22 protein-coding genes are annotated in these 25,427 nt (G+C 65.5%); 8 read left to right on the top strand and 14 right to left on the bottom strand.

The window, feature by feature from the left end:
* Window positions 1-18: 18 nt before the first annotated feature.
* The 4 genes from RMO25_RS07805 to hflK all read right to left on the bottom strand — a co-directional run bounded on the left by RMO25_RS07805 (window position 19) and on the right by hflK (window position 4,211).
* A complete protein-coding gene (locus RMO25_RS07805) occupies window positions 19-417 on the bottom strand; it encodes a nuclear transport factor 2 family protein (RefSeq protein ID WP_309662038.1) in 399 nt (132 codons plus the stop codon).
* Between the two features lie 171 nt (window positions 418-588).
* The gene (locus RMO25_RS07800) at window positions 589-2,151 is read right to left on the bottom strand and encodes a Do family serine endopeptidase (protein WP_309662037.1); all 1,563 of its coding nucleotides are present in this window, start codon (window positions 2,149-2,151) and stop codon (window positions 589-591) included.
* Window positions 2,152-2,262: 111 nt separating this feature from the next.
* On the bottom strand, window positions 2,263-3,123 hold the full coding sequence (locus RMO25_RS07795; protein ID WP_309662110.1) for a protease modulator HflC: 861 nt from the start codon (window positions 3,121-3,123) through the stop codon (window positions 2,263-2,265).
* Complete coding sequence (gene hflK, locus RMO25_RS07790) at window positions 3,123-4,211, bottom strand: FtsH protease activity modulator HflK (protein WP_309662036.1); 1,089 nt, start codon at window positions 4,209-4,211, stop codon at window positions 3,123-3,125. Before hflK ends, RMO25_RS07795 begins: the two co-directional genes overlap by 1 nt.
* A gap of 71 nt (window positions 4,212-4,282) precedes the next feature.
* Between hflK and RMO25_RS07785 the strand changes: the two genes are divergently transcribed.
* The 3 genes from RMO25_RS07785 to RMO25_RS07775 all read left to right on the top strand — a co-directional run bounded on the left by RMO25_RS07785 (window position 4,283) and on the right by RMO25_RS07775 (window position 6,651).
* Window positions 4,283-5,248 (top strand): Mrp/NBP35 family ATP-binding protein, encoded by a 966-nt coding sequence (locus tag RMO25_RS07785; protein WP_309662035.1) that lies wholly within the window; start codon window positions 4,283-4,285, stop codon window positions 5,246-5,248.
* 30 nt (window positions 5,249-5,278) lie between these two features.
* Window positions 5,279-5,716: a CoA-binding protein gene (locus RMO25_RS07780; RefSeq protein WP_309662034.1), complete on the top strand. Its 438-nt coding sequence runs from the start codon at window positions 5,279-5,281 to the stop codon at window positions 5,714-5,716.
* Between the two features lie 98 nt (window positions 5,717-5,814).
* Complete coding sequence (locus tag RMO25_RS07775) at window positions 5,815-6,651, top strand: hypothetical protein (RefSeq protein ID WP_309662033.1); 837 nt, start codon at window positions 5,815-5,817, stop codon at window positions 6,649-6,651.
* Window positions 6,652-6,663: 12 nt separating this feature from the next.
* On the opposite strand, the gene RMO25_RS07770 is transcribed toward RMO25_RS07775, so the two are convergent.
* Window positions 6,664-8,010, bottom strand: a complete 1,347-nt coding sequence (locus RMO25_RS07770; protein ID WP_309662032.1) for a metallopeptidase TldD-related protein — start codon at window positions 8,008-8,010, stop codon at window positions 6,664-6,666.
* Window positions 8,011-8,022: 12 nt separating this feature from the next.
* Window positions 8,023-8,937 (bottom strand): 4-hydroxybenzoate octaprenyltransferase, encoded by a 915-nt coding sequence (gene ubiA / locus RMO25_RS07765; protein ID WP_309662031.1) that lies wholly within the window; start codon window positions 8,935-8,937, stop codon window positions 8,023-8,025.
* Between the two features lie 148 nt (window positions 8,938-9,085).
* Here ubiA and RMO25_RS07760 point away from each other — a divergent pair, with 148 nt between their 5' ends.
* From RMO25_RS07760 to pip, 5 genes are all read left to right on the top strand, one after another.
* The gene (locus tag RMO25_RS07760) at window positions 9,086-9,994 is read left to right on the top strand and encodes a sulfotransferase domain-containing protein (protein ID WP_309662030.1); all 909 of its coding nucleotides are present in this window, start codon (window positions 9,086-9,088) and stop codon (window positions 9,992-9,994) included.
* Between the two features lie 113 nt (window positions 9,995-10,107).
* Window positions 10,108-10,842 (top strand): 16S rRNA (uracil(1498)-N(3))-methyltransferase, encoded by a 735-nt coding sequence (locus tag RMO25_RS07755; RefSeq protein WP_309662029.1) that lies wholly within the window; start codon window positions 10,108-10,110, stop codon window positions 10,840-10,842.
* 55 nt (window positions 10,843-10,897) lie between these two features.
* Window positions 10,898-11,347: an SRPBCC family protein gene (locus tag RMO25_RS07750; RefSeq protein ID WP_309662028.1), complete on the top strand. Its 450-nt coding sequence runs from the start codon at window positions 10,898-10,900 to the stop codon at window positions 11,345-11,347.
* A gap of 51 nt (window positions 11,348-11,398) precedes the next feature.
* A complete protein-coding gene (locus tag RMO25_RS07745) occupies window positions 11,399-12,775 on the top strand; it encodes a glutamate--cysteine ligase (protein ID WP_309662027.1) in 1,377 nt (458 codons plus the stop codon).
* Window positions 12,776-13,738, top strand: coding sequence for a prolyl aminopeptidase (gene pip, locus RMO25_RS07740; protein ID WP_309662026.1), 963 nt, complete (start codon window positions 12,776-12,778; stop codon window positions 13,736-13,738). It abuts the gene before it with no gap.
* A gap of 43 nt (window positions 13,739-13,781) precedes the next feature.
* On the opposite strand, the gene RMO25_RS07735 is transcribed toward pip, so the two are convergent.
* The 8 genes from RMO25_RS07735 to RMO25_RS07700 all read right to left on the bottom strand — a co-directional run bounded on the left by RMO25_RS07735 (window position 13,782) and on the right by RMO25_RS07700 (window position 25,405).
* Window positions 13,782-15,938 carry a penicillin acylase family protein gene (locus tag RMO25_RS07735; RefSeq protein ID WP_309662025.1) on the bottom strand — a complete coding sequence of 719 codons (2,157 nt, stop codon included), beginning with the start codon at window positions 15,936-15,938 and terminating at the stop codon, window positions 13,782-13,784.
* Window positions 15,938-18,421 (bottom strand): DNA ligase D, encoded by a 2,484-nt coding sequence (ligD, locus tag RMO25_RS07730; protein ID WP_309662024.1) that lies wholly within the window; start codon window positions 18,419-18,421, stop codon window positions 15,938-15,940. Before ligD ends, RMO25_RS07735 begins: the two co-directional genes overlap by 1 nt.
* Before the next feature lie 3 nt (window positions 18,422-18,424).
* Window positions 18,425-19,264 (bottom strand): Ku protein, encoded by an 840-nt coding sequence (locus tag RMO25_RS07725; protein ID WP_309662023.1) that lies wholly within the window; start codon window positions 19,262-19,264, stop codon window positions 18,425-18,427.
* 34 nt (window positions 19,265-19,298) lie between these two features.
* Window positions 19,299-20,093 carry a tryptophan synthase subunit alpha gene (gene trpA / locus RMO25_RS07720; protein WP_309662022.1) on the bottom strand — a complete coding sequence of 265 codons (795 nt, stop codon included), beginning with the start codon at window positions 20,091-20,093 and terminating at the stop codon, window positions 19,299-19,301.
* A complete protein-coding gene (gene trpB, locus RMO25_RS07715) occupies window positions 20,090-21,250 on the bottom strand; it encodes a tryptophan synthase subunit beta (protein ID WP_309662021.1) in 1,161 nt (386 codons plus the stop codon). The genes trpA and trpB overlap by 4 nt, the downstream gene beginning before the upstream one ends.
* Entirely contained in the window at window positions 21,241-22,614 is a 1,374-nt protein-coding gene (trpCF, locus tag RMO25_RS07710) for a bifunctional indole-3-glycerol-phosphate synthase TrpC/phosphoribosylanthranilate isomerase TrpF (RefSeq protein WP_309662020.1), read from the bottom strand. The genes trpB and trpCF overlap by 10 nt, the downstream gene beginning before the upstream one ends.
* The gene (trpD, locus tag RMO25_RS07705; protein WP_309662019.1) at window positions 22,607-23,692 is read right to left on the bottom strand and encodes an anthranilate phosphoribosyltransferase; all 1,086 of its coding nucleotides are present in this window, start codon (window positions 23,690-23,692) and stop codon (window positions 22,607-22,609) included. The genes trpCF and trpD overlap by 8 nt, the downstream gene beginning before the upstream one ends.
* A 207-nt stretch (window positions 23,693-23,899) precedes the next feature.
* Complete coding sequence (locus RMO25_RS07700) at window positions 23,900-25,405, bottom strand: PAS domain S-box protein (protein ID WP_309662018.1); 1,506 nt, start codon at window positions 25,403-25,405, stop codon at window positions 23,900-23,902.
* Window positions 25,406-25,427: the final 22 nt, after the last annotated feature.

Below are 25,427 nucleotides of genomic sequence, written 5' to 3'. Positions count from 1 at the left end.
TCGACTCCCCTGAAAACTCTATACTGCGACGCTGGCCATGGCCGGGACCGGGCTCGAATGGCGTCGCACCACCCGCCAGCGCCCGTCGTCGAACACCCAGACGTCGGTCAGCAGCACGCTGTCTTCGATCTCGCGCCCGAGATATTTGACGCACCACTTGGCCTGGACAGTGCCAACCATCACTTGGTCGAGAACCGTCGCTTCGACGACTTCAAGCTCGATCCTGACCAGCTCGCGTTTCTGAATCGCCTCGAGCCATTCATCTCGGTTGAGTGTGAACGGGCCGCTCGCGCGCGTGCCGATCAACACGAAGTCCGCATGAATCAGCGACCTCAACAGGTCTATGTTCTTGGCACACAAAGCGTCGCGCCACTGGCGTTCAAGCGCCTCGATCAGTTCGCAACCCTTAGCAACCACGCAGCAAACCTCCGGCGTCGAAGGTCGTCCCGCCCACCTTGCTCAGGCGCTCGACAATTCCGTGGAACGTAATTCCGGGATCGCTCATGCGGGCCTCTCCTCCGGTCGCCACTTTGCCGACGCAGGGAGCAAGCGCAAGGGGGGCTCGAGGTACCAGGACTGTGAAACGCGCTAACGAGCGGCGATATTGATTCCGACAAACGCGCCTGGGCCCGGCCCGCGCTGAACCAGCAGAAGCACCGACGTGCGCCCGGTTCGGCGGGCGCCTTCGACCGCCGCCGTGACCTGCGCCGGAGTCGCCACCGATTGCCGGTTGACCGTCACGATTAGATCGCCGCGCTGAAGGCCTTGTTCGGCGGCGTCGCTAGCCGGGTCGACCGCGGTGATAATGACGCCGCGCGCGGTTGCGGGAAGCTTGGAAGCGTTGGCAAGCTCGGGCGTCAGTGGCTGCAACGACAACCCCAGCGCCTGCTGGGTTGGCACTGTCACTGTGGTCCCGACCGCCGAATCTCCACCCGGAGTTCCGCCGGTCAGCGCCGCCAGTTGGTCTTCGGTCGGCCGTTGCGCGACCGTCGCAGTGATCCGGATTGGCCGGCCATCGCGAATGATATCGATCGGAATTTTTGTGCCTACGGCATTGTTAGCGATCAGGAAGGACGCGGTCTGATCGGGCGTGACCGGCTGGCCATTGACCCGTACGACCACGTCGCCAGCCTGGATTCCGGCGCGTGCCGCGGCTTCGCCCGGCTGGACCCAGCGGACGATTTCGCCGCTGTCCTTGGGCAGGCCCAGACTCGGCGCGATATTCTCGTCGAGCGGCTGCAGGCTGATCCCGAGGTAACCACGCTGCGGACGCTGACCACGGCGGAGCGAATCGATCACCGGCTTGGCCAGTTCAGCGGGGATCGCCAGGCCGATGCCGACGCTGGCCCCGGTCGGCGAAATCAACGCGGAGTTGATGCCGATGACATTGCCGTTCAAATCGAACATCGGGCCGCCCGAATTGCCCATGTTGATCGAGGCGTCGGTCTGAATGTAGCGGTCATAGGCGCCGGTGCCGGTGATGCCGCGGTGAAGGGCCGAGATGATGCCCGCGGTGACGGTTCCGCCAAGGCCGTAAGGATTGCCAACGGCAAGCACCCAGTCACCGACCCGGGCGCGAGTGCTGTCGCCGAAGTTGACGTACGGTAGGTTGGTGCCTTCGATCTTGAGCAAGGCAAGGTCAGACGTCTGGTCGCGACCGACGATCCGCGCGGTATATTCCTTGCGGTTGGTCAAGATGACGGTGACGGTGTCGACGGTGCCCGAGCCGTTGATGCCGGCCACCAAATGGTTGTTGGTGACGATATAGCCGTCGGGCGAGACAATGAAGCCCGAGCCCAGCGATCCGGTCTCGCGGGTCCGCGGCGCCACGCCGCCTTGCGGCGCTGGTTGTCCCGGCTGTCCCTGCGGCGCCCCGAACCGGCGGAAGAATTCCTCGAACGGATCATTCGACTGGGCGGTGACGGGGACCCGTTGCTTGGTCGAGATGTTGACCACCGCCGGTTGCAGCCGCGCGGCAAGGTCGGCGAACGATAGTGGCGCGCCGGGACGCGGCGACATTGCCGACGGCTCATTTTGAGCGACCTGCGCGCCGACTGGGCCGCTGGCGATCGAGAAGGCGGTTCCTCCTAGCAGCAGAGCCATTGTGACCCCATAGGCGTAGCGCACTTTTCCGGACTCCTTCGCTCTCATCGATACTCCATGACTTATCTGGCGGATGCAAAGATTATGTGGATTGCAGCCTTAATCCGCTTGGGCCTTAATCCTGATTGAACGAACGCAAGTGAGCGCACGTTCAATTATTCAGCGCGAGCGTCCAGAGAATTCCTTCAGATAGTCGTTCTGCGGCGACAAAATGATGGTCGAAGGCGCGGGACGGTCGTTCGGTTCGCCGATGAATGTCCGCTGATAGCTCTGCATCGCCCGATAGAAATCATAGAATCCCGGATCCTTGCCGAAACTTGCAGCATAGGTTTTGGCCGCCTGGGCCTCGGCTTCGGCGCGGATGATCTGGGCTTTTTTGGCCGCTTCGGCGCGGATCGAGAGGGCTTCCTGCACGCGCGCGTTGCGCATCCGCTCGTAGGCGCTGTCGAGCGGGGTTCCGTCGGGCAGGTCCGCCCGCTTGATGCGGACGTCGATGATCTCGGCGCCATATTGCCGCGCGACGCGGTCGAGGCCGCTGCGGACATTCTCCATCACGCCCTCGCGCTCCGGCGAAAGGAGCGACGCGAACGGCCGCTTGCCAAGCTCATTGCGCAATTCCGAACCGAGAATCGGCTGTAACGCCTGACTCACCCGCTCGGGAGTTCGAGCACGAATGTACATCTTCAGCGGGTCGACGATCCGGTAGCGGGCGAAGGCGTCGACCTCGAGCCGAAGCTGGTCGGTCGAAAGTACCTGCTGGCGGTCCATGTCGACGTCGAGCACCCTTTTGTCGATCCACACTAGGTTTTCGACGAACGGGATTCGCCACGAGATGCCGGCACCCTCCCCGCCGATCGGGTGATTGGGCTTGAATTGGTTGAGAATCCGCACCGGCTTGCCGAAGCGGACGATCACCGCCTGCTTGGTTTCCGGGACGATCGGGAAGCTACCGAGCACGACAAACAGCAGGACCAGGCCTGCAATTCCGGCCAGCAACGAGCGGCGGCGAACGAGCTCCATCATTGTCCAGAATCCGCCGGGGGCTGCCCCTTTTGGGGCTGCGGCAACGGCAAATAGGGCATCACGCCCGGAGCCTCGATGATCGTCTTGTCGACCCGCCGCAGCACTTCCTCCATGGTCTCGTAATACATGCGGCGGCGAGTGACGTCGGGCGCCAATTTATATTGCTCATAGACTTTGTCGAACGCCCCGGCCTCGCCCTCGGCCTTGAAGGTAAGCTGCTGAGCGTAGGAATTGGCCCGGCTGACGTAGCGCTGCGCATCCTGCTGGGCGGCGCTGACCTCCTTGAAGGCGGCGTTGACCGCGTCAGGGGGATCGGCGCGCTTGATCGCTACGCCCTGGACCAGGACACCGGCCCGGTAGCCATCGAGGACTCGCTGGACCGACTCCATCACCTGGCCCTCGATCTGTCCGCGGCGGTCACCCATCGCGTCCCTCAGGGAGACGCGCGCGATAACCGCCCGCATCGCGCTTTCGGCGACCTGGCGAATGGTCTCCTGCGGGTCGGCGAGCTCGAACAGGAAAAGCTCGGGGTCGCGGATGTTCCAGCGCACCGAATAGTCGATATCGATGATGTTCTGGTCGCCGGTCAGCATCATCGCATCCGGCTGCGACGGCAAATTCTCGACGCGGATGTTCTCGACGTCGATTTTCTGCACCCGGTCGATCGGCGACGGCAGGGTCAGGCTGACGCCCGGCCCCAGCGTGGTGTAATATCGGCCGAAGCGGGTGACGACGCCGCGCTGTTCCGGTGCGATGCTGTGGAAGACCGTGAACACCAGCCACACCAGGACGAGAGCAAGCAGCCCCCACATGAAAACCGAACGGTCGGGCCGGCCCGGAAAACCGCCGCCGCCGCCATCGCCGCCGAAGCGGGCCTTGCTGCGCCTCAGGAAATCCTCGAACGACGCGACGTTACCCGCCGGCAACGGGTTGGACCGGCGGCCGCGCTTGGGTGGCTCGCCCCACGGGCCGCCGCGGTCGCCGTCGCCCGGCGGTGGTTCATCCCCGCCGGTCGGGCCCCATGGTCCCTTGTTGTCGCTGAAGAGGCCGCGAGCCCGCGAGCCCAGCCCCGAAAATATGCTCATATCCCCACTATAGGTTGCGTCGCAGTCGAAAAACAGTGGCAAGCGTCGACGGACTTCCTATGTCGCCGGCAATGACCGACCAACCCGATCCGCTGAGCAGCCTCGACACATTCCCTGATGTCGCCCGAATCCGGTCGCGCAAGCTGGTCGGCACCATCGCTTCGCTGGTCGTCGACGCAACGGGGCTCGACGAGGCCAGCCGCGATGCACTGGAGCGCGACCTGCGCGCCGCCGCTTTGGCGATACCCGGTGTCGAGAGCGCCAGGATTGCCCTCACCGCGTCCCAGCCGGGCCGCAAGCTGATCGCCATCGCCAGCGGCAAGGGCGGCGTCGGCAAGTCGACGCTGGCCGCCAACCTGGCGATCGCGTTGGCGCGCACGGGCAAGAAAGTCGGCCTGATCGACGCCGACATCTATGGCCCGTCACAGCCCAAATTGCTCGGCAGCGACGCCAAACCAACGGCCAAGGACGACAAGTTGATCCCGGTCGCCGCGCACGGCCTGCACTTCTTGTCGCTCGGGCAACTGGTGTCGGCCGGCCACGCGCTCGCTTGGCGCGGGCCGATGGCGACGGGCGCGCTGGCTCGTCTGCTCGACGCCGATTGGGGCGACGCCGAATATCTGATCGTCGATTTGCCACCCGGCACCGGCGACGTCCAACTGTCGCTGATCCAGCGGGCAATGCCGACCGGCGCGCTGATCGTTTCGACCCCGCAGGACCTGGCGTTGATCGACGCCACCCGCGCCATCGACCTGTTCCGCAAGACCAAGGTGCCGGTGATCGGCATCGTCGAGAATATGGCAGGCTATGTCTGCCCGCACTGCGGCGAATCGTCGGACCCGTTCGGCAGCGGCGGCGCAGAATCGGCGGCCAAGGAACTCGGCATCGCCTTTCTGGGGCGCCTGCCGCTGTCGATGGCGTTGCGCGCCGCGTCCGACGCCGGAACCCCTCCCGCCGCCGGCGACGGGCCGGAAGCCGCCGCGTTCGCAGCCCTTGCCGACAAATTGCTCGCGGCGCTGGATACCGCCGCCGCGTGATGCATTTGATGGACTGACTGGAGAGCGATTATGCCACTGACCCGCGACCAAGATATCGCCGAGCTACTGACAAGCGCCCGCACCATTGCGATGGTCGGGGCGTCCGATCGGCCCGACCGGCCGTCTTTTGGCGTGATGAAGTTTCTGCAGAGCCACGGTTATCGCGTGCTGCCGGTCAATCCGGAGATTACCGGCGAGCATATCCAGGGCGAGTTCGTGTGGCGCGAGCTCTCTCAGATCGGCGAGCCGATCGACATCGTCGACATCTTTCGCCGGTCCGATGCCGCCGGCGAAGCGGTCGATCAGGCGATCGCCGTCGGCGCCAAAGCGGTGTGGATGCAATTGGGAGTGATCGACGAGGCCGCGGCCGAGCGCGCCGCAGCCGCCGGTCTTAAAGTGGTGATGAACCACTGCATCAAGATCGAAATTATGCGGCTTCAGGTGCCGAGCGTGGCGGCGGCTGGCTAACCATTTCAGCCACTTGACAGCGGCATCACCGAGGCAGAGCCTAGCACTTCTGAGGGCGGCGCATTGGGAGCCGCCAAGAGCGTAATGGGGCACTTGTCATGAAAATCGTCACTCGAGTCGCGCTTGCCGCGTGCGTTGCACTTGGCGCGCTGACGCCCGCGTCGGCTAATCACAGTTGGGGAACTTACCACTGGGGACGGACCGCCAATCCCCTGACGTTAAAGATCAACGAAGCATTGACGTCGAATTGGGAGCCTTATTTGCAGACGGCCATGAACGACTGGGGCACGTCAACCGTGCTCGACTTCACGCCGACGACTGCCGCTCCCTCGAGCGCCAGTCCCAAGCAGTGCAACCCGATCGCCGGTCAAGTCCAAGTTTGCAATGCAACCTACGGTCAGCGCGGCTGGCTCGGCATCGCCTCGATCTGGGCCAATGGCAGTCACATCACCCAAGGCACCACCAAGTTAAATGACACCTACTTCAACACATCCCAGTACAATACGCCGGCGTGGCGGCAAATGGTCACATGCCAGGAAATCGGCCACGATTTCGGGCTCGACCACCAGGACACAAATTTCAGCAACGCCAATCTTGGCACTTGTATGGATTACACCAACAATCCGACCACCAACCAGCATCCAAATGCGCACGATTATGAGCAGCTGGAGACGATCTACGCGCATTTCGACAGCACGAACACTTTCACCTCGTCTCCCGCGAGCACGAACTTTGGAGTGCGCGAAGTCGGCCGTGCGACGCCTCGGCAGCAAAACGACTCCGGGGTCGGCGATACCAAGGCCGATTGGGGCAATGCGATCGGCCGCGACGGCAAGGGACGGCCGGACACATTCGTGCGCCAGCTCTCCGATGGCCGGAAAGTCATTACCCACGTGCTGTGGGCTCCGGACGCCAAGGGCACCGAAGCGAATTAGGAGCGGCGCCGCTTAGGCTGCGCCGACGGTCATTTCGGGAATGAGCAACGTCGGGGCGTCGACGCCCCGGCGGAACTTGAGGTCCGAGCCCGGTTCCAGCGTCGCGAACATGTCGACGAGGTTCGACGCGATGGTGATTTCGGCGACCGGCTCGGCGATCGCGCCGCCGCGAACCATAAACCCGGCCGCGCCGCGGCTGTAGTCGCCGGTGACCGAATTGACGCCCTGCCCGATCAGCTCGGTCACCAGCAGCGCTTCGGGGAATGCGGCGAGAAGCGCGTCGCGACTGCGCGGCCCGGCGGCCATGTAGAAGTTGCTCGGGGACGCTCCCGGCGCGCCGCCCGCCCCGCGCACCGCATGGCCGGTGGGCGCAATGCCAAGCTGGCGCGCCGCTGCGCTCTCGGCGATCCAGCTATTGAGCATGCCATCGGCAACGATCTCCATCCGCGCGACGCCCAGCCCTTCGCCGTCGAACGGCCGCGACCTCAGCCCGCGCAACCGCAGCGGGTCGTCGACGATCGTCACTCCTGGGGCAAATACGCGGCTGCCGAGCCGGTCCTGGAGAAAGCTCGACTTGCGCGCCACCGCCGAGCCGCTGATCGCGCCGGCCAGATGACCAAGCAAGGTCGAGGCCACCCGCGGGTCGAACAGCACCGGCATCCGGCCGGGCTTGGGCCGCGTCGAATATAGCCGGGCGACGACGCGCTCCCCGGCGAGACGGCCAATCTCCTCGGCAGGGTCGAGGTCGTCGAAGTGGCGCGCGCTGTGCCAGGCATGATCGCGCTGCATGCCTGCACCTTCCCCGGCGATGACCCCTGCCGAGCAGCTGTAACCCGACGAGCGAGAGGCTCCGGCGAAGCCCGCCGACGTCGCCAGCGCGAAGGTCGACGCCGAGGCACTGGCCGAACCGCCGCTGGAATTGGTTACACCGGGAACCGCCAGTGCCGCTTGCTCCGCCTCGAGTGCCCGGGCACGCAGGGCGGCGGGGTCGGGATCCTGGCCGTCGTCGGTGTCGAGAATTGCGATGTCGCCGCGCAGCACGAGATCGTCGGGGGCAAGACCCGCATAGGGGTCTTCGGGCGCTTCCGCCGCCATCGCCATCGCCCGCTCGACCAGCGCGGCCAGCGCGTCGTCGGCAAGGTCGGAGGACGCGACCGTCGCCGACCGCTGACCGAGGAACAGGCGCAAGCCGATTTCCTCGCCTTCCGAGCGGTTGACCTGTTCGAGCGCGCCGAGACGCACCGACACGCTGCTCGACCGTTCGCCGACATAGACCGCGTCGGCGGTGTCGGCGCCGGCCGCGGTCGCGCGGTCGACCAAAGCTTGCGCCGCGCAACGCGCTGAATCGAGACTAAGCATAAGCGGGTGCGCCTAGCGGGTGGAAAGGCCGACGGCCAGCATGCCGAGGAACACCAGCAGTCCGCACGTCCGGTTTGACCGGAACAGCCTGAGCGCGCCCTCGCCGTCCTTGGGGTCGGCGCGCAACGCCTGATTGGCGAGATGCAGGGTGGCCGGCAATAGCGCCAGCAGCGCCACCCAGTCGGGCCGCACCGACCAGATGGCCGCGCTCCACAGCAGCACCGCCAGCGCATAGAAAATCGTAATGCCCAGCGGCGCCTGGTCGCCCAACCGCCGGGCCGAGGATTTCACCCCGACCAGCGCGTCGTCCTCCGTGTCCTGGATCGCGTACAGCGTATCATAACCGATCACCCAGGCGACGCTGCCCGCGTAGAGCCACAGCGCGGGCGTTTCGAGACGCCCCGTGATCGCCGGCCAGCCGACCAAAGCGCCCCATGAGAACACCAGCCCGAGCCACGCCTGCGGCCACCAGGTGAGGCGCTTCATGAACGGGTAAGCGGCGACCAAAGCGAGGCTACCGAGCGCGAGCAACTGCGCTGGGCGGTTGAGCTGGAGCAAGACGATGAGGCCGATCAGGCACAGGGCAATCGTCAGCACCCACGCGGCGGTGACCGAAACGCGACCGCTGGCGAGCGGGCGCAGCCGCGTTCGTTCGACGCCGCGGTCGAGCTCGCGATCGACGATGTCGTTGTAGACGCAGCCCGCGCTGCGCATCGCGAAGGCGCCGAGGCCGAGCCACAGGAACAGGTCCCAGCGCCCGTAAACGCCGGCCAGCGCGACGCTCCACGCGCCCGGCCAGTAGAGCAGCCAGCTGCCGATCGGCCGGTCGAGGCGCATCAGCGACGCGAACGGCCGCAGCCGCGGCGGCAGCGCGCCAATCAACCCGCGCCGCTCGCTGTCCGGGACGATGTCGGTGGTTGTGGTCACGAGGACCGCCTAGCGAAGACGCCCGCGCCTGTCTGCAAGTGTCCGCTTTCCGCCCGTTGCGGTCGCTCGTGAACTCGACGCAACCATTTTGACATTGCCAGGTCAGCGGCTCACCCCTGTCGCGTCGGATATCAAGGATAGATGTCTCATGCCTAATGCCCCCATCGCTTGGCCGCGCAAGACGCGCGAGCTGATGAATCATCACATGAATTCCACGGTCTGGAACCAGTTCGTTTTTCGGGACGACGACGTGGTGATCGTCACCTACGCCAAGTCAGGCACGACTTGGATGCAGCAGATAGTCGGACAGCTAATTTTTCAGGGTGATGAGGAGATCGCGATGCACGCAATCTCGCCATGGGTCGATCTGCGTGTGCCCCCCGCGATGGAGAAGCTGGCGATGCTCGAAGCGCAGACGCACCGACGGGTCGTCAAGACGCACTTGCCGGTGGACGCGCTCGTTTTCTCGCCCGAAGCAAAATACATCTACATCGGACGCGATGGCCGCGACGTGTTGTTTTCATTCTACCATCATCATTCCACGGCGAACGCGCTGTGGTATCAGATTATGAACGATACTCCGGGGCTCGTTGGCCCTCCGATTGAACCGCCTGATCCGGACGTCCGTCGTTACTTCCGCACGTGGCTCGAGCAGGACGGCTATCCGCTTTGGTCTTTCTGGGAAAACATTGCCTGTTGGTGGGCAGCCCGCGATCTGCCAAATGTGAAGTTGGTCCACTTCAACGCGCTCAAAGCGGATCTTCCCGGAGAGATGCGGGCGATTGCTAACTTCCTAGACATTGAAGTGCCAGAAGACGTCTGGCCCGCAATCGTCGAGCACTGCAGCTTCGAATATATGAAGGCTCATGCCAATAAGGTGGCACCCTTGGGTGGCGCAGTATTCGAAGGTGGTGCGGGCGATTTCATGAATAAGGGCGTGAACGGGCGCTGGAAAGACACCCTCTCAGAAGCCGAAAGCCACGGCTACGAGAAAATGGCGGTCGAAAAGCTGGGCCCGGAATGCGCCCGCTGGCTTTCCACGGGCGAGCTCAGCTGAGTTGATGAGTCTCTAGCAGCGACTAAAGCGGGGGTGTTGACCCGCAATTTCTCGATCCGAATGTCTGCTTTCCACCCTTGGCGGACGTTGGGCCGTGCGGCTAAGCCTTGGCCATGCCCGCAACCCCCGCCTGGCCGCCTAAATCCCTGGCACGCCTGTTCGTGAGAACGGCACTCGATGACGGCCTGCGGGTCGAACTTGATGCGGGGCAGGCGAATTACCTTGGCAATGTACTGCGGATGAAGGTGGGCGGGGAGCTGCTGCTGTTCGACGGGGCGAGCGGGGAGTGGCTGGCGCGGATTGCCGACGCGGGCAAGAAGCGCATGGCGCTGACCGTCGAGCGCCGCACCCGCGAGCCCGAAACCATCCCCGATGTCTGGCTGGCGTTCGCGCCGGTCAAGCGCGCGCGGATCGACTGGCTGGTCGAAAAAGCGACCGAGTTGGGCGCGGCGCGGCTGATCCCGGTGACGACCCAGCGGACGATTGTCGAGCGGCTCAACTTCGACCGGCTGCGCGCACATATCATCGAGGCTGCCGAGCAGTGCGGCCGGACGTTGCTCCCCGAATTGGCCGAGCCCGTCACACTTGCCGGGCTCCTGCAAGACAAAGCGAGGAGGCTCTATTTCGCCGACGAGAGCGGTGGCGAACCGGCGGTGAACGCGTTCAAGCCCGGCGCGGCGACCATCCTCATTGGACCCGAAGGCGGCTTTACCGATGACGAGCGCGCCATCATCCGCGCCGCGCCGAACGCCATGCCTATCTCGCTCGGCTCGCGCATCCTGCGCGCCGAAACCGCCGCGCTGGCGGCGCTCGCAGCGTACATGACGGTGGCCGGGGACTGGCGCTGACGGAACCCTCGGCACCGTCTATGGATTGCTAATCCAGCAGTTGAAGGACCGCGCCATGGACAAGCCCCTCGTCGAAGTCGAAACCCTGATCGAAGCGGAGGCCGGGGCCGTGTGGGACGCCCTGACCGCGCGCAAATCGGCGATGTTCATGGGCGCCGACGTCGAGACCGATTGGGGGCCCGGGTCGCCGATCAGCTTTACCGGAGAGTTTCAGGGCAAGGCGTTCAAGGACCATGGTGAAATCCGCGACATCGAGGATCGTCGCCGGCTGACCTTCACCCATTACAGCCCATCCTCGGGCAAGCCCGACGTTCCCGACAGCTACAACCTCGTCGATGTGCGGCTCGAGCCGCAGGGCGAGCGCACCCGGGTGAAGCTCAGCCAGACGCCGATCGGCGGCGAGCGACCCGACGCGAAAACCATCGCCGCGTTCCGCCGCAATTGGGAAGTGATGCTCGACGGGCTCAAGACCGCCGCCGAGGAGCGCTCGCTGGCCAAGGGCTGAGGTTTCGGAAACGCTGGCGTCGGTTGTGGCGCGCGGCTAGGGGCGCGATCGATGACTACGCGCACCGACGATGACGGCGAAACCGCCCGGCCGATCGAAAACCGCGATGATTTGCTGTCGGTTTTCATCGACGGCGAGAAGCGGCGCGAGGATTGGCGGATCGGTACCGAGCATGAGAAATTCGTCTATCGCTGCGCCGACCATCGGGCGCCGTCGTGGGAAGAGCCCGGCGGTATCCGTGACCTGCTGCTCGGCCTGACCGAATTCGGCTGGCGGCCAGTCGAGGAAAACAGGAAGGTCATCGCGCTGTCGGGGCCCGATGGCACCGTCAGCCTGGAGCCCGCCGGCCAGTTCGAGCTGTCGGGCGCGGCGCTCGAGAACCTCCACCAGACCTGCTCCGAGGCGGCGCGGAACCTCGAGCAGTGCAAGGCGGTCGGCGACCGGCTCGGGCTCGGCTTCCTCGGGCTCGGCATGTGGCCCGACAAGACCCGGGCCGAGCTGCCGATCATGCCCAAGGGCCGCTACGCGATCATGCTCCGGCACATGCCGCGGGTTGGCAACCTTGGGCTCGACATGATGCTCCGGACCTGCACCATCCAGGTCAACCTCGACTATGCGTCCGAAGCCGACATGGTGAAGAAATTCCGCGTCGGCCTGGCGCTGCAGCCGGTGGCGACGGCGCTGTTCGCCAATTCGCCGATCACCGAAGGCCAGCCCAACGGCTACAAAAGCTTCCGCAGCCACATCTGGGAGGACACCGATCCCCATCGCACCGGCATGCTGCCGTTCGTGTTCGAGGACGGCTTCGGCTATGAGCGTTATTGCGATTATGCGCTCGACGTGCCGATGTATTTCGTGTTTCGCGACGGCCAATATATCGACGTCGCCGGCGAAAGTTTTCGCGCTTTCCTCGACGGGAAACTACCGCAACTGCCCGGCGAGAAGCCGCGGCTGAGCGATTTTACCGACCATTTGTCGACCGCTTTTCCCGAAGTCCGCCTCAAAAGCTTCCTTGAAATGCGCGGCGCCGATGGCGGGCGCTGGAGCCGGATTTGCGCGCTGCCCGCTTTGTGGGTCGGCTTGCTCTATGCCGACGAAGCGCTCGATGCTGCCTGGGACCGGGTCAAGCATTGGTCGATCGCCGAGCGCGAGCAGCTGCGTCACGACGTCCCCCGGCTGGCACTCGAAACACCGGTGCCGGGCGGCGGGAAGATGCTCGATCTGGCGCGCGAAGTGGTCGAGATCGCCTCAATGGGCCTCACGCGCCGCGCGGTGCTCAACGCGGCCGGCGACAATGAGGGCGGCTTTCTCGACCCGTTGCGCGACGTGGTCGCAAGCGGCATGACTCCGGCCGACCGCTTGCTCGACAAATATTCGGGCGAATGGGGCGGCGACATCAGCCGGGTTTACGAGGAAATGAGCTTTTAGATGGACATTGCAACGCGCCAGCTTCGCACCCTTTATCCCGAAATCGAGCCGTACCAATCGGGCCATCTCGATGTCGGCGACGGTCATCAGCTGTACTGGGAACAATGCGGCAATCCGGCGGGCAAGCCGGTGGTTTTTTTGCACGGCGGCCCGGGCGCGGGCGCCAGCCCCAGCCATCGCTGCCAGTTCGACCCGGCGCGGTACAATATCCTGCTGTTCGACCAGCGCGGGTGTGGCCGCTCGACACCGCACGCCAGCCTTGAGGCCAACACCACCTGGCATCTGGTCGAAGACATTGAGCGGCTGCGGGTCCTAGCCGGGGTCGACAAATGGATGGTGTTCGGCGGCTCCTGGGGTTCGACGTTGGCGCTGGCCTATGCGCAAGCCCACCCCGAGCGGGTGACCGAGCTGGTCCTGCGCGGTATCTTCCTGTTCGACCAGTATGAAATCGACTGGCTGTACAAGGACGGCGCCAATTCGATTTACCCCGACAAATGGGAAGAGTTCATCGCGCCAATCCCGCCAGCCGAACGCGGCAATTTGGTCGAAGCCTATTTGAAGCGGCTGACCGGTGACGACGCCGACGAGCGGCTCGTCGTCGCTAAGGCATGGAGCAAGTGGGAAGGCGAGACCGTCACCTTGCTCCCGCACCCCGAGGTGATCGAGGAATTCACCGAGCCCGACAAGGCGATCGCCGTCGCCCGGATCGAGAACCATTATATGTATTACAAAGGCTGGCTCGAGGAAGGGCAGCTGCTGCGCGACGCGGCCAAGCTACGCGGTATTCCGGGCGTCATTGTCCAGGGCCGCCACGACAGTTGTACGCCACCCAAGGCGGCCTGGGCGCTCAAGCAGGCGTGGCCCGAAGTTGAGCTCAACATCATCCCCGACGGCGGCCATTTGTATAACGAGCCGGGCGTGCTCGACGGCCTGATCCGCGCCACCGACCGGTTTGCCGGCTAGCCGTCATTGCGAGCGCAGCGCCTGCGGCTCCTCGCAATGACGATTATTCTCCCGGCCGGTACACCCGCTCGGTGTGACCCTTCAGCTGGTCGGGATAGAAATAAACTTCGCGCAGCGCGCCGCTCGCGTAACGCTGCGCCTCGTCGTTGAAATGCGGCGACGCCGGATTGCCGCTCTCGCCGCCGGCCGTCACCGCCCGGGCACGCACCCGGGGCCCGAATTCGACCACCGCGACGAAGCTGTTGCCCGACGTGCCGTACCAGCGCTTGGTGCCCAGCTTGGGCGCGGCACCGAATGATGCCAGCGAGCCGTAATTGCCCGATGCGAACGGCACCGGAAGACTGGGCGCGGCATCGCTGAACGGATGGTCGATCGCCGGCGATATCCGCTGGAAGCGGTTGATCTCGCCCCACGGCACACGCCAGGTCCCGAAGTCAGCGGTCAAACGCGCAACCGCAGTGCCTAGAGACTCAAGCTTGGCCGCCGGGCTGGTATCCCGGGCCAGCCGCATCATGGTGACATTGCTCTGTTCGCCGGCCGGGATAGTGAGCGCTGCGTGCAACGCCTCGCCCCAGGCCATCGCCAGCGACTGCGCTTCGGACGTGGCGCTCCAGCGATAATCCCACCCGCGCAGCAGGGCGATGGGCTGGGCGAGCGCGGCGCGTTGCGGAGCGCCGCTCGGCAAGCCGTCAAAAGCTTTGATCAACGGCGGGATCAGCGCCGCGAAGCCGGGCTGGTTGGAATCGAACGCCGCCGCCTGCAATGTATCGAGCGTCCAGCCGCGGCTGCCGGTCAGCAGCGCCTGCGCGTGGAGACCGCGGAAATTCTCGCCGAACTTGTCCATATATTTGGCAAAGTGAGCGCGTTTCGCGCTGAATTCGCCAGCGGCGCGATAGGGCCAGGCGTTGGTGTTCTGCACCCAGCCGTTGGGTGGATCGATCACATTGGGCAGCTCGCTGATCCGATGCAGCGAGTTCCAGTCGGTAGCCGGGTCGCCGCCATCAACCGGCCTGGTGTAATCGAAGCGGTCGTCGCGGCGCGGCACGAACTGCGGGTGGAGGTAGGCGATCTCGCCCTTGCTGTCGGCGAACAGCGTGTTGTTGGAACTGTCGGCCTGGAGCCGGGCGACGTCGAGGAACGAGGCGAGATCCGTCGACTTGGTACGGAGGAACGACTGCTGCAGTGCCGAAACCGGCCGGTCCATCATCGCGAACGCGATCCAGCGCCCGCTTTCGGAGCGGACGATCGGCCCGCGGTGGGTGCGCCAGGTGGTGAAGCTGCGCGATGCCAATTTGCCGCTGGCGGTGCGGTAGCGGATGGTGACCGGGCGTGTGGCTAGCGGCCGCCAGCTGCTGCCGTAGCGATAGGCCATTCGCTTGCCCTGCCGTCCGACCAGCTCGGCGAACTCGTCGATATTGTCGACGCCGCTCGAGGTGTGCATCCAGCCGGCGTGGGCGTTGAAACCCTGGTAGATGAAGAACTGTCCCCAGGTCGCGGCACCGTAGACGTCGAGACCCTCGAGGCTCGATACCTGCTGCTCGGAACGGAAGAAGAAACTGGTGTGCGGGTTGATCAGCAGCAGCGCCTTGCCGCCGCTGGTCAGCGCCGGGGCGATGGCGATCCCGTTGGACCCGCGCGGTTCCAGGTCCGGCACGGCGACCGCCGCGACCGCTGCTGTTTGCCTGCCCGAATAGAAGCGCTCCAGCTCGCCCAAATCGATGCTCTCGATGTCGCCGCCGATACTGCCTTCGGTAAACGACAAGGCCATCCACGGCTCGAACCGGGTGAGCACCCGCGGGCGGACCTGCGGATGCGTCGCCAAATAGTAATTGAGGCCATTGGACCAGCCGTTCATCAGCGCCTTGAGCCACGGCGGGCTGGCCGCGTAATCGGCCTTCAATTCGGGCTCGCTGACATAGAGCCGCGCGCGCAGATCCTGCCAGATCGCTTTTTCGCCATCCGCCTCCGCCGTGCGGCCGAGCGAGGTCAGATAATTCGCCTCGATGCGGGGGAAGTCGTCCTCGGCCTGGGCGTAGATCATGCCGAACACCGCGTCGGCATCGCTGACCCCGCGGACATGGGCAATGCCCCAGTCATCGCGGACGATCGACACCCGCGACGCTTGCCCACGCAAGCGAGCAATCTCGGGCGGCGACGCCGCCGTCAGCAGGAGCAACATGGGTGGGAGAAGCGCGCGCATTACGCCTTTGGTAACGCCTGTTTGGCCGATCCCCAACCCGCCAGCATTTTCGATGAGGCACGCTCAATCAGCCGGTCGACGTCGCGAATGGTGAACGCATTGCCGCCGTCATAGTCGTCGAGTTCCTCCCAGGCGATCGGCGTGGCGACGGGAGCGCCTTTGCGAGCGCGGGCAGAGTATGGCAGGACCGCGGTCGCGCCGCGCTGATTACGCAGCCAATCGAGGAAAATACGGCCCTTGCGCTGGGCCTTGCGGATGTTGGCGGTGAAGCGCTCGGGCTCGGCTTCGGCGACCGCGCGGGAAAAGCGCTCGGCGAAGGATTTGACCTTGTCCCATCTGGCCGTGGCGTCGAGCGGCACGACCACGTGGATGCCCTTGCCGCCAGTCAGCAGCGGGAAGCTTTTCAAACCCAAATTGGAGAGCAAGTCGCGCAGCCGCACGGCGGCACTACGGACCGCGGCGAAATCGAGCCCGACGTCGGGATCGAGGTCGAACACCAGCCGGTCGGGGTATTCAACCTTGACGATCTGGCTGCCCCAGCCGTGGAACTCGATGGTCCCCATTTGCACACAGGCCAGAAGGCCGCGCACGTCGTCGACATAGAGGTAATCGGCGACCTTGCCGTCTTTTTCCTTGATGGGGATATGCTTGACCTGCTCGCCCATCGTGCCGCTGTCGTGCTTCTGGAAGAAGCAATGCTTGCCGCGTCCCTGTGGGCAGCGGATCAGGGTCACCGGGCGACGGGCGGTGTCGACCATCATCAGCGCTTCGACCCGCGCATAATAATCGGCGAGGTCGGCCTTGGTCAGACCATTTTCGGGAAAGATCACCCGGTCGGGGTTGGTGATCGTGATCCCGAAGCCGGCCGCGTTGGCGCGCTCGCCTTGCTTTTCCGACTTCGTCAGATGTTTGGGCGTTTCACGGACGACGTCCTTGGCCGGCTTGTCGTCCCTTAGCGCAATGAAGCTGGGATGGCGCAAGGTGCCTTCACGGGTGAATTCGGCAAAGGCGATCTCGGCGACCAGCTTGGGCGCGATCCAATGCGCGCCCTTGCGCTCCGCGCTCGGCACCTCGAGCGGTGGCTCCGGTTGCTGGAGGGGGCGCATCTTGCCGAGCAGGACCTGCATCGTCTGGGCGTCGAAGCCGGTACCGACCTTGCCGGCATAAGTGAGCTTGCGGCCCTGCTTGAGGCCGAGCAGCAGCGAGCGGAAGCCACGGCGCTTGTCGCTGTCCGCCCAGCCGACGACGACGAATTCCTGCCGCCGGGTGCATTTCACCTTGAGCCAGTTGCGGGTGCGCGCGCCGCGATACGGCGCCGACGCCTTCTTGGCGATGATCCCCTCGCCGCCTTCGGCGCAGATCGCGTCGAACAGCGCCTCGCCCTTGCTGACGAGATGGTCGCCGTAGAGGATCGGCGAGCCGACGACTTTGAGTAGCGCGGCGAGCCGCTCTTTGCGCTCGACATTGGGGAGTTTGCGGATGTCTTGGCCGCGGTCGACCAGCAGGTCGAAGGCGTAATAGGCCAGATTGGCGCCTTTGCTGTCCTTCAATGTCGATTGGAGCAGCTGAAAATCGGGCTTGCCCTTGGCGTTCAGCGCCACCGCCTCGCCGTCGATCAGGCAGCCGGCGGGCAGGCTTGCCGCAGCCTTGGCGAGGCTGCGGAACTTGTCGGTCCAGTCCTTGCCATTGCGGGTCCACGCGGTCGCGGCGCCGTCGCCAGTGGCGATCAACAGCCGGTAGCCGTCATATTTATACTCGTGGATCCAGTCGGGGCCGGTCGGCACGGCATCGACCAGAGTCGCGAGTTGCGGCGATTGGAACGGCGGCGGCCCCTGCCCCGCTTGCTTGGTCGCGCGGCCGCGCTTCTGGCCATCCGAACTCGAGTGCCAGACCTCGCTGCCCGAAGCGATTTCGGCCATCGTCCGGCCGGTGGTGACGCTGGTCACGCAATCGTCGACCAGCGCGTCGCCGGCCTCCGCATTGGCGAATTCGTCGGTGACTTTCTTGAGCATCCACGGCTCGGATTTTTCGCCCGGCTTACCCTTCAGCCGAAACATCACCCAGTCGCCCTTCATCCGCTCGCCCTCGAGGCGGAAGTGGAGGTGGCCCTCGGCGATGGTCTTTTTGGGGTCTTTGCCCGGCTCGGGAATCCAGCGGCCTTGGTCCCACAGCATTACCGTGCCGCCGCCATATTCGCCCTTGGGGATGGTCCCTTCGAAGCCGCCATAATCGAGCGGGTGGTCTTCGACGTGGACCGCCAGGCGGTTCTGACCGGGGTCGAGGCTCGGCCCCTTGGGCACCGCCCAGCTTTTCAGCACGCCGTCCATTTCGAGCCGGAAATCCCAGTGCAGCCGCGATGCTTCGTGCTTCTGGACGACGAAGCTATTCCCCTTGCCCTTGAGCTTGCGGCCCTTGGGCTCGGCGGTCTTCTTGAAATCGCGCTTGGCGTTGTAGGTGGCGATGTCGAGTGGTCGCTTGGCCATTGGCTAAGCCCGCTTGCGCGCCGGCGCTTTCTTCGCGACCGTTTTCTTTGCTCCGTCGTCGCCCAGACTCTTCTTGAGCGCTGCCATCAGGTCGATGACGTTGGCGCCTTTGCCGGGCTTGCGGTCGTCGGGGTCTTGGATGATTTTCTCGCCTTTCTTTTTCTGCTTCTCGGCGATCAGTGTTTTGAGCGCGTCGACGTAGCGGTTGTGGAATTCCTTGGGGTCGAATTCGCCCGACTTCTTTGCGATCAGAGTCGCCGCGAGGTCGAGCAGATCGGCATCGGGCTTGGCCTCACCGATCTCGCGGAAGAAGCCCGCCGCCCGATTGACTTCGTCGGCATAGCGCAATGTTTCGAGCAGCATCCCGCGCCCGCACGGCTTCAGCGCGACGACATATTCCTGGCCGCGCATGGCGAGCTGGCCGATGCCGACCTTGCGCGCTGCCCGCAATGCATCGCGCAGAACCACGAACGCTTCCTCAGCGAGGTCGTCGGCCGGCACGACATAATAGGGTTTGTCGAAATACATCGGGTCGATGTCATTGAGGTCGACAAACTGGACCAGGTCGACGGTCTTGCGGCTCTCGAGCTTGACGCTTTCAATCTCTTCGGGGTCGAGCAGCACATAATGGCCCTTCGACACTTCATAGCCCTTCATGATCTCGTCGCGGGCGACCGGTCCGATGCCGGGGACGACCTTTTCATATTTGATGCGCTTGCCCGACGGCTCGTGGACCTGGTGGAAGGCGATCGACGCGCCGCTCTTGGTCGCCGAATAGATCTCGACCGGGATCGACACCAACGCCAGCCGGATCTGTCCCCGCCATATTGGTCGCGCTGCCATGATCCATCGCCTCCTGGTTTCGGAGCCGATTCAATCAATGCCGAGCGGAGTCGTTCCGAGTCGCCGCTTTCAAGGTGGCAACAAATGCCGCGACATCGCCTCCCTGGGCGGCCAGCGCGACAATCGCCGAGCCGCTGATCACCCCCGCCGCGCCCGCCGCTAGCGCCGCCGTGACGTGCTCGGGAGTGGAGATGCCGAAGCCGAACACCGGCGGCGGCGCGCCGGCTTCAGCAAGCGCGCGTAGCAAGGCCGGGTCGAACCGGGCGTCGGCGTGCCCGCCGGTGATCCCGGCCCGGGTCACGCAGTAGGTGAACGCCTCGCTCAGCCGCGCGATTTCGGCGAGCGTGGCGGACGGGGTATTGGCGGCGGCGATCAGCACCGGCGCGATGCCCGCTACCCGCATCTCGACTGCCCACGGCTCGGCCTCACGCGCCGGCACGTCCGCGACGAGGATGCTGTCGATCCCGGCAGCGGCAGCGCGCGCGAAGAACGCTTCGCGCCCACGGGCCATGACCAGATTCGCGTAGGTCAATATGCCGACCGGGATGTCGGGGTGGCGGGCGCGGAAGCCGGCGATGAGGTCGAAGCAATCGGCCACCCGCACGCCAGCGTCGAGCGCCCGCTTGGCGGCGGCCTGAATCACCGGGCCATCGGCGACCGGGTCCGAGAAGGGGATGCCGACCTCGATCATGTCGGCGCCGCCTGCAACCACCGCATCGAGCAATTTGGCGCTGGTTTCCAGATCGGGATCGCCGAGCATCAGGAAGGCGCCGAGTGCGCCTTCGCCGGTGGCGCGCAGGTGATCGAACATCGCGGCGTAGCGGCTCATGCCGACGGCCCCAGCAGCGTCTGCGCCTGGGCGACGTCCTTGTCGCCGCGACCGGATAGGCCGACCAGCACCAGCACTTCCGGCTCCGCGTCGGCCAGCTTGAGCGCGTGGGCCAACGCGTGCGCCGATTCGAACGCGCACAAAATCCCCTCCTTCTCCGCCAGCAGCTTGAACGCGGCGAGCGCCTCGGCGTCGGTGGCGCCGACATATTCCGCGCGCCCGCTGTCTTTCAAATGCGCGTGTTCGGGGCCGACCGCGGGATAATCGAGGCCGGCCGACACCGACCAGCTGTCCGATATCTGCCCGTCTTCGTCCTGGAGTACATAGGTCTCGGCGCCGTGGAGGATGCCGGGCCGGCCGCGCAGCAGGGTCGCGCCATGCTCGGCGCCATCGAGTCCCTTGCCCGCCGCTTCGACCCCGATCAGCCGCACGTCATCGTCGAGGAAATCCGCGAACAGCCCGATGGCGTTGGAGCCGCCGCCGACGCAGGCGATCACCGCATCCGGCAAGCGCCCGATTTGTTCGAGCATCTGGGCCCGCGCTTCCTTGCCGATGACGCGCTGGAATTCGCGCACCATCAGCGGGAACGGGTGCGGACCCGCGACCGTGCCGAGCAGATAATGGGTGTCGGCAAAGCTCGCCGACCAGTCGCGCAGCGCCTCGTTGATCGCGTCCTTGAGGCCGCGGCCGCCGCTTGTCACCGGCACTACTTCGGCCCCCATCAACTCCATCCGGAACACGTTCAATTGCTGTCGTTCGATGTCGTGCGCGCCCATGTAGATGCGCGTCTTCAGCCCAAGCAGCGCGCCCGCCAGCGCGGTGGCGACGCCATGCTGTCCGGCGCCGGTTTCGGCGATCAGCCGGGTCTTGCCCATGCGCTTGGCGAGCAATCCCTGGGCGAGCACCTGGTTGGTCTTGTGGGCGCCGCCGTGGAGCAGATCCTCGCGCTTGAGGTAGATGTTCTGGGGCAGGTTGCGGCAGCGGGTGAGCGGTGTCGGCCGGCCGGCGTAGTTGGCGAGCAGGCCGTTGAGTTCCGCAACGAACGTCGGGTCCTCCTGTGCGTCAAGGAACGCGCCTTCGAGCTGCTCGAGCGCGGGTATCAGGATTTCGGGCACAAAAGTGCCGCCAAAGCGCCCGAAGCGGCCGCTCAGGCGCATTGTCGCACCTCGTGCCGCGCCGGCTGCCGCAGTGTCTCGAACAAGGCGCGGATTTTCTCGGCGGATTTGACGCCCGGGCGGGCATCGACCGCCGAGCCGACGTCCAGCGCGTAAGCTCCCAGCCGCGCTGCTTCGCGGGCATTATCCGGACCAATGCCGCCCGCAATGAGCGCACGCGGCAGCTCCGGATGGTCTCTGACCAGGCTCCAGTCGAATGTTCGCCCACTGCCGCCGGAGCCATTGTCGAACAGCAGGCGGTCCGCGCCGGGCCGCTCGAGCGGCTCCGAGCCAACGCTGACCGCGGCCCAAATCTCGCAACGTTCAGGAATTGCGCGCCGAAGCTGCCGCAAATCATCAGCGCTTTCGTTGCCGTGTAGCTGGACCGCGGCAAGGTCGAGCGACGACACCGCTTCGACGATTGTGGACAACGGCGCATCGCGAAAGACTCCGACCGGTTTGGCGGCGCTTCCCAGCAGCGTACGCGCCTCGGCAAGGCCAATCGCGCGTGGGCTGGCCGCAACGAAGACCAGGCCGATGTGGCTGGCGGCGACGGCGGCGGCGACATCGTCGGGGCAATTGACGCCGCACAGCTTGATCCGGCCGAATACCAGCGCCCGCGCCGCGTCCGCCGGGTCGTCGGCCAGCATCAGCGCGCTGCCGACAAGGAACCCGTCGACGCAAGGCGCTAGTCGCGCGATGTCGCTGCGTCCGGCAATTCCGGATTCGGACAGCAGCAGCCGGTCGCGCGCCAGCGGGGCCAGCCGTTCGGTCGTCGCAAGGTCGATCGACAGGTCGCGCAGATCGCGATTGTTGATGCCGATCAGCGGCGCGCCGAGCGCCAGCGCGCGCTGCATCTCGGCCTCGTCATGGACCTCGACCAGCGCGTCCATGCCGAACCGCCGCGCTTCTTCGATCAACAGACGCGCCGCGCTGTCGTCCAGGACCGACAGCATCACCAGCACCGCATCGGCGCCGGCCAGCCGCGCCTCGACCACTTGCCGCGGGTCAATGAAGAAGTCCTTGGCCAGCACCGGCCCGTCGAATTCCGCCCGGGCGAGGGCAAGGTCGGAAACCGAGCCGCCGAAATAACGCTGGTCGGTCAGCGCGCTCAGGGCATCGGCGACGCCGGCATAGCCCCGCGCGATCTCGGCTGGATCGGCGGCCGCGCGGATCGACCCCAGCGACGGCGAGGCCCGCTTGATCTCGAGAATGAAGCGGGCGCCGGGCTTGGCGATGGCTTGTTCAAGGCTGCGGGCGGTCGGCACTGCCCGGGCCCGCATCGCATCGAGCGACCGCCCATCGAAGCGGGCGGCCAACTCGGTGCGCTTGGCGGCGACGATGTCCCCGAGAATTCCGTTAGCCATGGCTCGCCTCAACAAACCGGTCGAGCACGCGCCCTGCCGCGCCCGACGCCAATGTATCGGCCGCCCTGGAGACGGCTTCCTTGAGCGTCGGTTCAAGGCCAGCGGTCATCAGTAGCGCGCCGGCGTTGAGCGCGACGATAGCCCGCTCCGGCGGCGTCCCCGCGCCATGCAACAAGCCCCTCAGCCGGGCGCCATTCTCTTGCGCGTCGCCGCCGATCACCAGGCTCAGCGATGCCCGTTCGAGGCCAGCCTCCTCGGGCGTGATGACGATCTCATGCATTACGCCGGCCGACAGTTTGAGGGCTCGAGTTTCGGCGTGCAGCGCGACCTCGTCGACGCCGCCGCCGTGGACAATTAGCGCCTCGCGGACGCCCATCGCATCCAGCGTCTGGGCGACCCGGCGCAGCATCTTGGGATCGGCGACGCCGAGCAACTGGACCGGCGGCCTCGCCGGATTGATGCACGGGCCCAGTAGATTCATCACGGTGCGCACCGATAATTGTCGCCGTACCAGCGCGGCGTGCTTCATTCCCGGATGATAAGCCGGGGCGAACAGGAAGCAGAAGCCGATCTCGTCGAGCAGGCGGCGGGCGTCGCCGGGTTCGACGTCAAGGCGAGCGCCGAGCGCTTCGAGCACGTCGGCCGACCCGCACAACGAACTGACGCTGCGGTTGCCGTGCTTGGCGACCGGCAGCCCGGCGGCCGCAACGACGAACGCGGTCGCGGTCGAGACGTTGATCATGCCCGAACCGTCACCCCCAGTGCCGCAGCAATCGGCGAACAAATAATCGGGCCGGTCGAACGGCGTCGCCGCCGCGAACAGCGCGCGCGCCGCGCCGATCATCTCTTCCGCGGTCTCGCCCTTCATGCGAAGCGCGATCAGCATGCCGCCGATTTCGGCCGGTTCGAGCTTGCCGACCACCAGTCGCTCGAACAGATGTTCGCTGTCCTCACTGGTCAGATTATCCCCGGCGAGGAGGCGCGGAAGCGGGTTGGGTACAGGCGTGGAATGGTCAGCCGATAAAGGAAATGCACGCGCCGGCGCGGTCGCGCGGGCAAGCGAGAGATTGCTGTTCATGACGGAATGCACCTTAAAAAAAGCCCGCCGGAAGGCGGGCGGGCAAACGATGATCTGGTGGGAGCTAGATCAGTCGCGCCATCGCGCCGCAAAGGTCGCGGAACGCCACCAAGTGACGGTCGGAGCTGCGGCGGCGGTTTGCAGGCGGTGCATAAGTGGCTGGTAGGCGATGCTTTTGCGCGGCGTCAAGCGGCGCTGCGGAAATAGTCAGGCGGCCTTGGCGCGGTCTGGGGCGCCGCGGTGGCGGGCGCCGACGATCCGGTAAGTGAGGCCGGTCGGCGCGAAACCGACCTCGGCCTTGCCGCCGGTTTCGAGCTCCATCGCGCGCTGGAGAATGCGCATGCCGAAGCCGCTGCGGCTGGGCGTCTCGGCAGCCGGGCCGCCGCTCTCGACCCATTCGAAATCGAACCGTGTGTCGTCGTCGGCCACCCCGCTCCAGCGCATCGCGACGGTCCCGCCGACGACCGACAGCGCGCCATATTTGAACGCGTTGGTGCACAATTCATGGACCGCCAGAGAGACCGTGATGGCGGTCGAGCTGTCGATGCATAAGTCGGGCCCGGCCGCGGTCACCCGATCGGCCGGTGCGGCGCAACCGTCCAACGCTTCCTTGACGATGTCGCCGAGCAGCGCTGCCTGGCCACTCTGGGCGTGGAGGATTTCGTTGGCCTTGGCGATCGAATCCAGCCGTCGGTCGAAGATCGCCTGAGCCTGGGCGAGGTCGCTGGCCGAGCCAAAGCTCAAATGGGCAATGGCGCGGACCACCGCGAGAATGTTCTTGGCGCGGTGATTGAGTTCGGCCAGCAACAGCGCCTGGAGTTCCTCAGCTCGGCGGCGCTCGTGGACTCGGCCGACCTGGGCGCCGATCGCGCGCGCCGACAGCAATAGCGCCGGCTCCGGTTGGCGCGGGTTGGTCGAGAAAAATTCGAGCACCGCGATGCAACGCCCGCCGCTGGAGACGGGGAACGCAAAGCCGCTTTCGAAGCCAAGCCCCTTGCGCAGGAACGCGCGGTCGCTTTCGAGGGTGGAAATCCACACCGGCTGGACGGTCTCGAGCACTTGGCCGGGCAGACCGATGCCGCGGCCGAAGGCAATCGCGGCAGTCGCTTCGACGAGCGGCCGGGCAGCCGTTTTCGCGCTTGTGCTCCAAACCGAGGAGACCAGAGTGCAATCGTCGTCATCGACCAAGAAAGCATGGCCAACCGGCCATTCGGCGAGTTCGCAAATGGCGTCGAGCGTCGCCACCAGCGCTTTTTCGAAGCTTGCATCGCGGCCAGCCAGTTCGCTCAGTTCGAGCATCAGCCGGCTCTCGCGCAGCTGAAACTCGACCTGCGCCTCGGCTTGGCGGCGCTCGGAGATGTCGCGGAGAAAGCCGACGAACATCTCGCGGCCTTCGCGGTTGACCAGCGTGATCGACAATTCGACCGGAACTTCGCTGCCGTCGCGGCGGATTCCGGACAGTTCGAGGCGCTGGTCGAGCACACGCGCTACGCCCTCGGCGTTGAAGCGGGCGAGACCGCGGTGGTGCGCTTCACGCATGGCGGGGGGGACGATGAGGTCGCCGAGGTTGTGGCCGATCGCTTCGTCCGCGGTCCAGCCGAAGATGGTCTCGCTATGGTGGTTCCAGGCGCGGATGATGCCGTTGCGATCCATCACCACCACCGCGTCGAGCACGGTGTCGAGGATCGGGCGCAGGATGGTCTCGATCGGCATTGTTATTGGATAACCCCCTGAA

The organism is Sphingomonas sp., assembly GCF_031361285.1.
Classification (GTDB): domain Bacteria; phylum Pseudomonadota; class Alphaproteobacteria; order Sphingomonadales; family Sphingomonadaceae; genus Sphingomicrobium.
Note: the sequence above shows the minus strand (reverse complement) of the source record. Positions and strands in the feature narration are given on the sequence as shown.

Excerpts from the sequence above, each read along its gene's own strand:
- RMO25_RS07800 (WP_309662037.1), bottom strand. The coding sequence starts at position 2,151 with ATGAGAGCGAAGGAGTCCGGAAAAGTGCGCTACGCCTATGGGGTCACA.
- RMO25_RS07795 (WP_309662110.1), bottom strand. The coding sequence starts at position 3,123 with ATGGAGCTCGTTCGCCGCCGCTCGTTGCTGGCCGGAATTGCAGGCCTG.
- hflK (WP_309662036.1), bottom strand. The coding sequence starts at position 4,211 with ATGAGCATATTTTCGGGGCTGGGCTCGCGGGCTCGCGGCCTCTTCAGC.
- RMO25_RS07785 (WP_309662035.1), top strand. The coding sequence starts at position 4,283 with ATGACCGACCAACCCGATCCGCTGAGCAGCCTCGACACATTCCCTGAT.
- RMO25_RS07780 (WP_309662034.1), top strand. The coding sequence starts at position 5,279 with ATGCCACTGACCCGCGACCAAGATATCGCCGAGCTACTGACAAGCGCC.
- RMO25_RS07775 (WP_309662033.1), top strand. The coding sequence starts at position 5,815 with ATGAAAATCGTCACTCGAGTCGCGCTTGCCGCGTGCGTTGCACTTGGC.
- RMO25_RS07770 (WP_309662032.1), bottom strand. The coding sequence starts at position 8,010 with ATGCTTAGTCTCGATTCAGCGCGTTGCGCGGCGCAAGCTTTGGTCGAC.
- RMO25_RS07760 (WP_309662030.1), top strand. The coding sequence starts at position 9,086 with ATGCCTAATGCCCCCATCGCTTGGCCGCGCAAGACGCGCGAGCTGATG.
- RMO25_RS07755 (WP_309662029.1), top strand. The coding sequence starts at position 10,108 with ATGCCCGCAACCCCCGCCTGGCCGCCTAAATCCCTGGCACGCCTGTTC.
- RMO25_RS07750 (WP_309662028.1), top strand. The coding sequence starts at position 10,898 with ATGGACAAGCCCCTCGTCGAAGTCGAAACCCTGATCGAAGCGGAGGCC.
- RMO25_RS07745 (WP_309662027.1), top strand. The coding sequence starts at position 11,399 with ATGACTACGCGCACCGACGATGACGGCGAAACCGCCCGGCCGATCGAA.
- pip (WP_309662026.1), top strand. The coding sequence starts at position 12,776 with ATGGACATTGCAACGCGCCAGCTTCGCACCCTTTATCCCGAAATCGAG.
- RMO25_RS07735 (WP_309662025.1), bottom strand. The coding sequence starts at position 15,938 with ATGCGCGCGCTTCTCCCACCCATGTTGCTCCTGCTGACGGCGGCGTCG.
- ligD (WP_309662024.1), bottom strand. The coding sequence starts at position 18,421 with ATGGCCAAGCGACCACTCGACATCGCCACCTACAACGCCAAGCGCGAT.
- RMO25_RS07725 (WP_309662023.1), bottom strand. The coding sequence starts at position 19,264 with ATGGCAGCGCGACCAATATGGCGGGGACAGATCCGGCTGGCGTTGGTG.
- trpA (WP_309662022.1), bottom strand. The coding sequence starts at position 20,093 with ATGAGCCGCTACGCCGCGATGTTCGATCACCTGCGCGCCACCGGCGAA.
- trpB (WP_309662021.1), bottom strand. The coding sequence starts at position 21,250 with ATGCGCCTGAGCGGCCGCTTCGGGCGCTTTGGCGGCACTTTTGTGCCC.
- trpCF (WP_309662020.1), bottom strand. The coding sequence starts at position 22,614 with ATGGCTAACGGAATTCTCGGGGACATCGTCGCCGCCAAGCGCACCGAG.
- trpD (WP_309662019.1), bottom strand. The coding sequence starts at position 23,692 with ATGAACAGCAATCTCTCGCTTGCCCGCGCGACCGCGCCGGCGCGTGCA.
- RMO25_RS07700 (WP_309662018.1), bottom strand. The coding sequence starts at position 25,405 with ATGCCGATCGAGACCATCCTGCGCCCGATCCTCGACACCGTGCTCGAC.